At 43.4% G+C, this 8,768-nt stretch carries 9 protein-coding genes; 6 read left to right on the forward strand and 3 right to left on the reverse strand.

All coding sequences use genetic code 11. The features are described 5' to 3' along the window. Positions 1-3: 3 nt before the first annotated feature. From H4J63_RS05190 to H4J63_RS05215, 6 genes are all read left to right on the forward strand, one after another. The gene (locus H4J63_RS05190) at positions 4-486 is read left to right on the forward strand and encodes a putative 4-hydroxy-4-methyl-2-oxoglutarate aldolase (RefSeq protein ID WP_166377441.1); all 483 of its coding nucleotides are present in this window, start codon (positions 4-6) and stop codon (positions 484-486) included. Between the two features lie 409 nt (positions 487-895). Beyond that, on the forward strand, positions 896-2,098 hold the full coding sequence (locus tag H4J63_RS05195; protein ID WP_182195008.1) for an amidase family protein: 1,203 nt from the start codon (positions 896-898) through the stop codon (positions 2,096-2,098). Beyond that, positions 2,095-3,678: a gamma-glutamyltransferase family protein gene (locus tag H4J63_RS05200; RefSeq protein WP_182195011.1), complete on the forward strand. Its 1,584-nt coding sequence runs from the start codon at positions 2,095-2,097 to the stop codon at positions 3,676-3,678. The genes H4J63_RS05195 and H4J63_RS05200 overlap by 4 nt, the downstream gene beginning before the upstream one ends. Next, positions 3,666-4,490, forward strand: coding sequence for a sulfite exporter TauE/SafE family protein (locus H4J63_RS05205; protein ID WP_024593246.1), 825 nt, complete (start codon positions 3,666-3,668; stop codon positions 4,488-4,490). Before H4J63_RS05200 ends, H4J63_RS05205 begins: the two co-directional genes overlap by 13 nt. Positions 4,491-4,493: 3 nt before the next feature. Beyond that, positions 4,494-5,723 carry an alanine--glyoxylate aminotransferase family protein gene (locus tag H4J63_RS05210; RefSeq protein WP_024606051.1) on the forward strand — a complete coding sequence of 410 codons (1,230 nt, stop codon included), beginning with the start codon at positions 4,494-4,496 and terminating at the stop codon, positions 5,721-5,723. A gap of 14 nt (positions 5,724-5,737) precedes the next feature. Continuing rightward, positions 5,738-7,021: an allantoate amidohydrolase gene (locus H4J63_RS05215; protein WP_182195014.1), complete on the forward strand. Its 1,284-nt coding sequence runs from the start codon at positions 5,738-5,740 to the stop codon at positions 7,019-7,021. Between the two features lie 138 nt (positions 7,022-7,159). Here H4J63_RS05215 and H4J63_RS05220 read toward each other — a convergent pair whose 3' ends face one another. Genes H4J63_RS05220 through H4J63_RS05230 form a run of 3 tightly spaced genes read right to left on the reverse strand, consistent with a single transcriptional unit; the run spans position 7,160 to position 8,111 of the window. Then, positions 7,160-7,462, reverse strand: a complete 303-nt coding sequence (locus H4J63_RS05220) for a hypothetical protein (RefSeq protein WP_182195017.1) — start codon at positions 7,460-7,462, stop codon at positions 7,160-7,162. A gap of 44 nt (positions 7,463-7,506) precedes the next feature. Next, positions 7,507-7,755 carry a DUF1272 domain-containing protein gene (locus tag H4J63_RS05225; protein ID WP_182195019.1) on the reverse strand — a complete coding sequence of 83 codons (249 nt, stop codon included), beginning with the start codon at positions 7,753-7,755 and terminating at the stop codon, positions 7,507-7,509. Continuing rightward, complete coding sequence (locus tag H4J63_RS05230; protein WP_182195021.1) at positions 7,749-8,111, reverse strand: 2OG-Fe(II) oxygenase; 363 nt, start codon at positions 8,109-8,111, stop codon at positions 7,749-7,751. The genes H4J63_RS05225 and H4J63_RS05230 overlap by 7 nt, the downstream gene beginning before the upstream one ends. Positions 8,112-8,768: the final 657 nt, after the last annotated feature.

Consider the following 8,768-nt stretch of genomic DNA (forward strand, 5'->3'; position numbering starts at 1 on the left):
CCCATGACATCCTTTACTACACCCGATTTATTTGACGATCATCGCGATAACGTGCAAGTAGCAGACAGCGGCCTTTATCACTTTGGTAAAAAAACCACGTTTTATGGCAAAGTAGTTACCGTTACCTGCCCAGAAGACAACTCTTTTGCTGCCGATATATTGCATGAAAATGGTGAAGGTAAAGTGTTAGTTATAAACGGGTTTGCGAGCAAACGCTTTGCATTTATAGGCGACATTATGGCTGAGCGTGCCCTAAATAATGGCTGGGAAGGCGTAATAATAAATGGCTGTTGCCGAGATATTGAAATACTTGCCACGATGAACTTACCTGTAATGGCGCTAGGCTCTACACCGCGTAGTACCTTAAAGCGCGGCTTTGGTGATAAAAACCAAGCTATTACCATGCTTAGCACCACCATAGAACCTAACGATTGGGTTTACGCCGATATTAACGGTTTAATCATCAGTAAAACGCCCCTCATTTAGCACTCAAAACCATATAAATAAAGACCAACTTGGTGCATCTGCGCACCAAATTGGTTTGTTTTAACTCATTTTAATCTCACTATTTCTACAGCCCACATTTACAAATCTCATACAACCCAACAAAACCTGACCAGTTGGACAGGATTTTAATTTATGGCATTCCTCTTGCTTAGTCTAAGCACTATAAAATCAAAACTACCGATTAAAAAGCGGAGCCTTAGCAATTGCATTAAATTAGTGATCTATTATAACGCGAAGAAAATGACGCAGTGAGTGCGCTATTTAATCCGATAAAATGATCATGTTTTTAATAAAATTGGTATTCATAATAATAATAACCAGCCCGCTTTTTAATCACTCTTAACTTAATAAGTAAGTACTTGGTCAGTTTTATAATAATGAGCTGCAAATGAGTGATAAAAAAAACAACAAAGGTATATTTTGCAATCACGGTCCTACCCTGTGGCAAACAAACCACTCTGGAGTGCTTGCAAACAATCGCTTAGCTGTAAAAGATGTATTTGCAGTAAAGGGCGAGCGTAACAGCGCAGGCAACCCACACTGGTTTAAAACAGCTAAACCGGCTCAAAATACGGCAAGCTCGGTTAATAAGCTCATGACCGCTGGTTGTAACTTTATAGGCTTTACCCATACTGACGAGCTGGCTTATAGCTTAGAGGGTAATAATATACATTATGGCGCTGCGCAAAATCCTAAATTAAAAGGGCATGCTTGCGGTGGTTCGAGTATGGGGTCTGCTGCTGCAGTTGCTGCTAACTTAGCTGATATTGGCTTAGGCACCGACACCGGCGGCTCAATTAGAATACCCGCCAGCTATTGTGGTTTATATGGCATAAGGCCAAGCCATAACGTGATTGAAAAAGACGGCCTAATACCGTTGGCTCCGCCTTTTGATACCATAGGTTGGCTTACCCAAAGCGCCGAGCTATTAAGCGATGTAGGTAATGTACTGCTACCAAATCAAGCTATTAATAACGTTGATACCTTAGTTATTTGCGAGCCGTTATTTGAACTCGTTGACCCTGTTTTACAAGCCCCACTTAAACAATTGCTTGAAAAAACCAAGCCTAATTTTAAGCACCATAAAGAATTTGAACTACCTAACAGCAGCTTATTAAATAAACTTGCTGATAGTTTTAGAGTACTGCAAGGGCGAGCAATCGCAAAAACGCATAAAGACTGGCTTCAATTGCCGGGGCAACTTCCCCAGTTTGCTCCAGCAATTGCGGCACGTTTTAATATGGCGCTTGCCCTAACTGTTCAAGAAGAACAAGAAGCACTAAAAGTACAAACCCAATGGCAAACACTAATAGCTAAAAACCTAAATACAAACAGCTGTTTATTTTTGCCAACCACCCCCACAACCGCACCTAAATTAGGCGCCGACACAAGCGCCTTACGCATGCAAATTATTACGCTTTCGGCAATTGCAGGGCTTAGTGGCTCAGCGCAAGTGCATTTACCGCTGGCTGATTTAGCAAATGATCATCCGTATGGTTTTTCATTAATGATGAGCCACGGTAACGATAAAAGCCTACTTGCTTGCGTTAAGCACCTAGCTGCACACTTTAAACAGGACACACCGGCATGACCACACACAACATTGCATTTACCGCGTCTCATTTTTCGGCCACTGAAGCGGGTATAAATATACTAAAACAAGGCGGTACAGCTACCGAGGCTATGGTAGCGGCTGCCGCTGCTATTAGCGTTGTATATCCACATATGAACTCAATTGGTGGCGACAGCTTTTGGCTTATCGATAACCCAAACCAAAAAACGCCTACCGCTATTGACGCCTGCGGCCGTGCAGCAACTAATACAACGCCCTATAACTCGCTCGCGCAAATACCAGAGCGCGGCGGGTTAAGCGCACTGACTCAAGCGGGTACAATTCGCGGTTGGCAAAAGGCGCTTGAACTAGATGAGCACGCAGCACTACCACTGTCACAAATTTTAGCACCCGCTATTGAGCTTGCGCGCGAGGGCTTTACAGTTACAAAAAGCTTGCAAGCAGGCTGCGAAAAACTAGCCACTGCTAACAATACCAATGAGGCGTTTAAAAGCCTCTACATACCCAATGGCAAGCCCTTGCAAGCAGGTCAACATTTTAAAAACCCTAAACTTGCAGCAACGTTTGAATACCTAGCAAAACATGGCTTAAACGCATTTTATGAAGGCGCACTTGCCAACTCATTTGCCGCCGACTTAGCAAAAGCAGGCAGCTCAATTACCGCAGGTGACATTGCAAATACTAAAGCCGAGGTAGTTACTGCGCTAAATGCAAACCTCAGTGGTATTGATTGCTACAACTTACCCGCGCCAACACAGGGCGTGCATTCACTACAAATAATTGGTGCCGTAAATAAGTTAAAGCATTTAGCTAAAACCGATGCCGACTGGACACATTTAATTGTTGAGGCAACTAAACAAAGCTTTACCCATCGCCCTACCCTTTGGGCTGACCCTGAAGCATTAGGAGACGATTATAAAAACGCACTAACCGATAATCGCTTAAGCGAACTTGCTAACAATATTGATATGGCCAAAGCCAAAAAATGGCCATTTAACGCAGAGCCTGGCGATACTGTGTGGATGGCAGCCAGAGATAAAAACGGGCAATTAGTCAGCTTTATTCAAAGCATTTACTGGGAATTTGGTAGCGGAATATTAATGAGTGAAGGCGGCTTTGTGTGGAATAACCGTGGTTTAAGCTTTAGTTTAAACAATCAAGATACCAACGCCCTTGCTCCAAATAAAAAGCCCGCTCATACACTTAACCCAGCACTGGCAAAGTTTAGCGATGGTCGTCGACTTGCTTACGGAACAATGGGCGGTGAAGGGCAACCACAAACCCAAGCCGCTGTTTTTGCAGGCTACGCATGGCGAAATAAATCAATAAAACAAGCGATTAGCGACCCTCGTTGGTTACTTGGACGCACATGGGGCGATACAAGTAAAAATTTAAAAATTGAAAAAGAGTTAGTTTTTCATATAGAACATGAATTAAATCAACGTGACCACGATTGGGTAAGCGTTGATAATAATAACGAAATGATGGGGCACGCTGGGGCTATTTTAGATACACCTACAAGCCTTGAAGCTGCAACAGATCCTCGTTCAGATGGACGTGCAACAGTAACTACAGCAGGAACACAATGTCAGAAATAATAAACCAATGGCCAATAGTAGCGGCCTTAATAGCAACCGGAATTTTTGCCGGAATTTTAGCAGGACTTTTTGGTGTAGGCGGCGGTATTGTAATCGTACCTGTGCTGTATTTTTTACTGCAAGGTTTTGGCGTAAGCCCAGAGTCGGCAATGATGATAGCCACCGCCACATCACTTGCAACCATAGTACCTACTTCGCTTTCATCTATTCGCTCGCATCATAGCAAAGGAAATATTGACCTTGCGCTAATAAAATACTGGGCACCGTTTATATTAGTTATGGCGGTAGTCGGTAGTATTATTGCTCATACCGTTCGCGGTAACGCATTAGTGCTCATGTTTGCCTGCATTGCTATTTTAGTCAGTTTAAACATGTTATTTAGAGCCGGTGCACCCGCGCTTGTAAAACAACTGCCAGGTAAATTTGGTCAAGGCGTTATGGCAAGTATTGTAGGTGGTTTGTCGGTAATGATTGGCATAGGTGGCGGTACTATTGGCGTACCTATGCTAAACGCATTTAATGTACGCGCTCATGTTGCAGTAGGAACTGCGGCCGTTTTTGGTTTATTGATTGCGCTACCAGGTGTTATTACCTTATTAAGTATTGGCACAACGCCAACCGATGCTCCCCTAGGTACGTGGGGGTTAGTTAACCTCCCTGCCTTTTTTCTTATTATTCCGCTGACTATTTTATTTGCGCCTATTGGGGTAAAAATTGGTAGCAAGCTGGATCAAAAACAACTAAAACGCGCTTTTGCCGTTGTCTTAATGATAACTGGCATTCGCATGCTCATTCAGACTCTGGGAGCCTAAAATATGTTTATTAACACGCAAGTTCAAACCTTAAACCCACCACAGCGTTTATTAATGGGACCAGGTCCAATTAATGCAGATCCTCTTGTTTTACGTGCTATGTCGGCGCAGCTTATCGGTCAATACGACCCAGTAATGACCGGTTTTATGAACGAAACCATGGCGCGTTACCGCGAAATTTTTAAAACTAAAAACGAATGGACCATGCTAATAGATGGCACATCGCGCGCAGGTATTGAAGCCGTATTATGCTCAATTTTACGCCCAGGCGATAAAGTACTAGTACCAATTATGGGGCGCTTTGGTCACCTACTTGCTGAAATAGCAGAACGCGTTGGCGCAAAGGTGCACACAATAGACGTACCGTGGGGCGAAGTGTTTACGCCAGAACAAATCGAAAAAGCCATTGTTGATGTAAAACCCCATGTACTTGCTATGGTACAAGGCGATACATCCACCACCATGAACCAACCTCTTGAGCATATTGGCGATATTTGCCAAAAGCACGATGTACTATTTTATTGTGATGCCACCGCATCTATTGTGGGTAACGAACTTCCTGTCGATGAATGGAAACTCGATGCACTTTCGGTTGGCCTGCAAAAATGTTTAGGCGGACCTTCTGGGTCAGCGCCATTGACACTGAGCGACAAATGCGCCGAGTGGATCCAAAAACGTAAAAAGGTAGAGGCAGGTATTCGCACGGCCGATCATATCGACGGCACAGAGCCCTTTGTACGCTCAAACTACTTTGATTTAGGTATGATCATGAATTACTGGGGAGAGGAGCGCCTAAATCATCATACCGAAGCCACCAGCATGCTGTACTGCGCCTCAGAATGCGCCCGTATAGTAATTGAAGAAGGCGTGGATAACTGCGTAGCGCGCCACAAATTACATGGCGATGCCATGCTAACAGGCATTCAAGCGCTCGGCTTAAATGTATTTGGCGATTTAACACATAAAATGAACAACGTACTGGGTGTTTATATACCCGAGGGCATTAATGCCGATCACGTACGCGGACAAATGCTAACCGATTTTGGAATAGAAATTGGCACCTCGTTTGGCCCGCTGCATGGCAAAATTTGGCGTATTGGCACCATGGGTTACAACGCCCGTAAAGATGCCGTATTACAAACATTGGCAAGCCTAGATGCCTGCTTACATGCCAACGGCTATAAAGGTCCTAAAGGCGAAGCCGCCATTGCCGCCCTTGCTCACTATAAATAAAAAAAGGATTTAGCATGACGATTGTAAGCCCACAACACAGCCCTTTATTAGACAAAGAACTTGCTGATGAATACGCAACACGCGCTTTATCTCGCTGTAAAACCCTCAGCGCACTATCGCAAATGCAAGGCGGTATTCACCGCGTGTACTTATCAAAAGAGCACAAAGAGTGTAACGCTGTTACTGCATCGTGGATGGTTGAGGCAGGCATGCAATCGTGGCAAGACGAAGTGGGCAACCTTTGGGGGCGACTAAAATCATCAAACCCACATGCTAAACGTTTAATTATAGGATCGCACCTCGACACAGTACCAAACGCAGGAGCGTTTGATGGTATTTTAGGTGTACTGCTGGGGATAGAAATTGCAGCGCTTGCACATAAGTTAAAGCTCGACCTGCCCTTTCATTTAGATGTAGTGGGCTTTTGCGATGAAGAAGGCACCCGATTTGCCACAACTTTAATTGGCTCAAAAGCCCTCGCTAACGAATTTGATCCACAGTGGCTAAACATTGAAGACACAAACGGCATAACTATGCGCCAAGCCATGCTCGACTTTGGCCTAAACCCTAACGACTACGCAAAGGCCGCACTAAACAAAAACGAATTACTAGGTTACTGGGAAACTCATATTGAACAAGGTCCTGTACTCGAATCGGTTAATCAGGCGTTAGGCGTTGTAACGGCTATTGCAGGGGCAAAACGCGCCATGCTTACCCTAACAGGCCAAAGCGGTCATGCGGGTACAACCCCTATGAATTTACGTCAGGATTCACTAGCAGGCTGCGCTGAATTAGTAACCGAAATTGAAAAACTAGCAAAAAGTGCGAGTAATGGCGAAGTAGCCACCGTAGGGCAAATACAGTCTCGCCCTGGGGCTACAAACGTGATTGCAGGCAAAACAACCATAAGCCTAGACGCACGTGCACAAAGCGACACCGATCTCGCTAATTTACTAAGCGCCATACAAAGCAGTGCACAATCTATAGCAAGCAAACGCAGTTTAACGCTTGATTGGCAATGGACGCATGCCGCCGATGCCGTAGCGTGCGACACCACTATTCAGCATTTGTTTTCAAGCGCATGTAAACTCAATAACCAAGCATCGCCTTCACTTGCCTCAGGCGCTGGGCACGATGCAATGGCAATCGCTCCTATATGCCCCGTTGGCATGTTATTTATACGCAGCCCAGGCGGTATAAGCCATCACCCAGCAGAAGCGGTTATCGACAGCGATGTAAGAAAAGCACTCAGTGTAATGTACAGCGCGCTTTTACTTTATGTGAAAGAGTGTGAGTGATTTTAAGGTAATTGAGTAAACCAAGTATATTAACTTGGTATGCTTAGGGGCTTAAACCTCCTCAAAGTCATTTGGAGGTTATTACTGAAGGCAGGTAAATGCAGGAAAACACAGGAATATACGTTATTTAAAGTAGCTTTATCGAGCTGCCCTTTGCTCTTTTAGGCTAAGGCGTTTATGTGAGCTATATACATGCTGAATATTTGTATCATTGACCAAATATGCATCCATTTCAACGGTAATTAAACCCGATAATGGCTTGATTTCTAGAACACCCAACTCACCTAAATTTGCAGATAGTAAAGTATTATTCCTAAAAGCGAACAAAGTTCTGGCAGTATCTCGTAAGTTACCATTTACATATAATTTAGCACCACTAAACCAAGAGTTAATTATTTTAACTTCGATTGACTTAACGGTAAATTCAAAGGGTTTTCTCATCAGAGCTCCATACCCAGAAAATGTAATTATTATACTTTATGTTTTTATGTGTTTGGCGCACAACCACTTTCTTTTAATACCCGTTTAGTCGATGCTGGGTAATTTTTTAGTGCAGCCAAAGGGCGAATTGGCCGCTGCACCAAATTACCTGAGCAGTTTGGGCACACGTTATTTAACAGCGCTTGAGCACAGCTAGAACAAAACGTGCATTCAAAAGAACAAATAAAAGCCTCAGTGGACTGTACAGGTAGATTCTTATCACAACATTCACAATTAGGTCTTAAATCTAGCATTTAGAGCTCCTTCTTATCCACCCAATACTGAGTAAATATCTATTACCTTTTATAACTTTTGACACCTGATGCTCACTTACATCAGGGCGGAATAGCTTAATTCGCTTTGTTTCAAATATCGGATTACTGCAAATAAACTCACCACCCAAATCTGCTTTTTTAAGCACTATATTCAACCGATAGTGTTTACCAGATTCAACTTTGTCTGTGTGTGGTGCTATTTCACTTCCTTGTGGGAATTTAAGCAAATATGTATCAAATTTAATTGGCCACGTAGCACCACAAATCAACATTTTATCGTAGCCTGACTTTTGCCTACCTCGCTCCCAACAAAATAATTTACTCAAAAAAAACATGCAATCCCTCGAAACAGCTAACAAGCAGCAGGTTAACTCGTTTTTTATTTATTTTTATTGGTAAATAAACCATAGCCGAGTTCATATTTTGGTTCAATCGTTTACTGTATTTTACGTGGGATATAAAAGGGAGTTTTAATGTTGTTTTGATTAGTATTTTAGAAGGGAACACTAGGGCGTGTTGATCTTTTTGGATTGAAATTTGTTCAATCTAGGGGCGATTAAATCGCGGCGCGAGGTTTGTAACCTAGTGGGCTAAGTAAAAACCGAGCAACAAAGAGTTGATCGTCCCTAGAAAGAACCCAAAGGGCAGCGCATGTTTGGAATTTATGCGGCGTTATCGCCTATTCATGGGGAATAACCACACTACATAGACTCTGCCTGGCCTAAATACCAAACAGACTGCTGCAAATTAACCCACGAAAGGTCAACACGCCCTAGGGTCCGTTGATCTTTGCGGATTAAAATTTGTTCAAACTAGGGGCTATTTAATCGCGGCGCGAGGTTTGTAACCTAGTGGGCTAAGTAAGAACCGAGCAACAAAGAGTAAATAGCCCCTAGGAAGAACCCTTTGGGCAGCGCCTGTTTGGCATTAATGCTACGTTATCGCCTATTTATGGGGAATAACCACACTGTATAGGCTCTGCCTTGCCTAAA

Origin of the sequence: Pseudoalteromonas sp. 5Ae-yellow (genome assembly GCF_014077565.1) — a bacterium.
In the GTDB taxonomy this organism is placed as follows: domain Bacteria; phylum Pseudomonadota; class Gammaproteobacteria; order Enterobacterales; family Alteromonadaceae; genus Pseudoalteromonas.

Bases quoted from the DNA above. Each gene is read 5' to 3' on its own strand.
- H4J63_RS05210 (WP_024606051.1), top strand. From the start codon at position 4,494: ATGTTTATTAACACGCAAGTTCAAACCTTAAACCCACCACAGCGTTTA.
- H4J63_RS05225 (WP_182195019.1), bottom strand. From the start codon at position 7,755: ATGCTAGATTTAAGACCTAATTGTGAATGTTGTGATAAGAATCTACCT.
- H4J63_RS05205 (WP_024593246.1), top strand. From the start codon at position 3,666: ATGTCAGAAATAATAAACCAATGGCCAATAGTAGCGGCCTTAATAGCA.
- H4J63_RS05200 (WP_182195011.1), top strand. From the start codon at position 2,095: ATGACCACACACAACATTGCATTTACCGCGTCTCATTTTTCGGCCACT.
- H4J63_RS05195 (WP_182195008.1), top strand. From the start codon at position 896: ATGAGTGATAAAAAAAACAACAAAGGTATATTTTGCAATCACGGTCCT.
- H4J63_RS05220 (WP_182195017.1), bottom strand. From the start codon at position 7,462: ATGAGAAAACCCTTTGAATTTACCGTTAAGTCAATCGAAGTTAAAATA.
- H4J63_RS05190 (WP_166377441.1), top strand. From the start codon at position 4: ATGACATCCTTTACTACACCCGATTTATTTGACGATCATCGCGATAAC.
- H4J63_RS05230 (WP_182195021.1), bottom strand. From the start codon at position 8,111: ATGTTTTTTTTGAGTAAATTATTTTGTTGGGAGCGAGGTAGGCAAAAG.
- H4J63_RS05215 (WP_182195014.1), top strand. From the start codon at position 5,738: ATGACGATTGTAAGCCCACAACACAGCCCTTTATTAGACAAAGAACTT.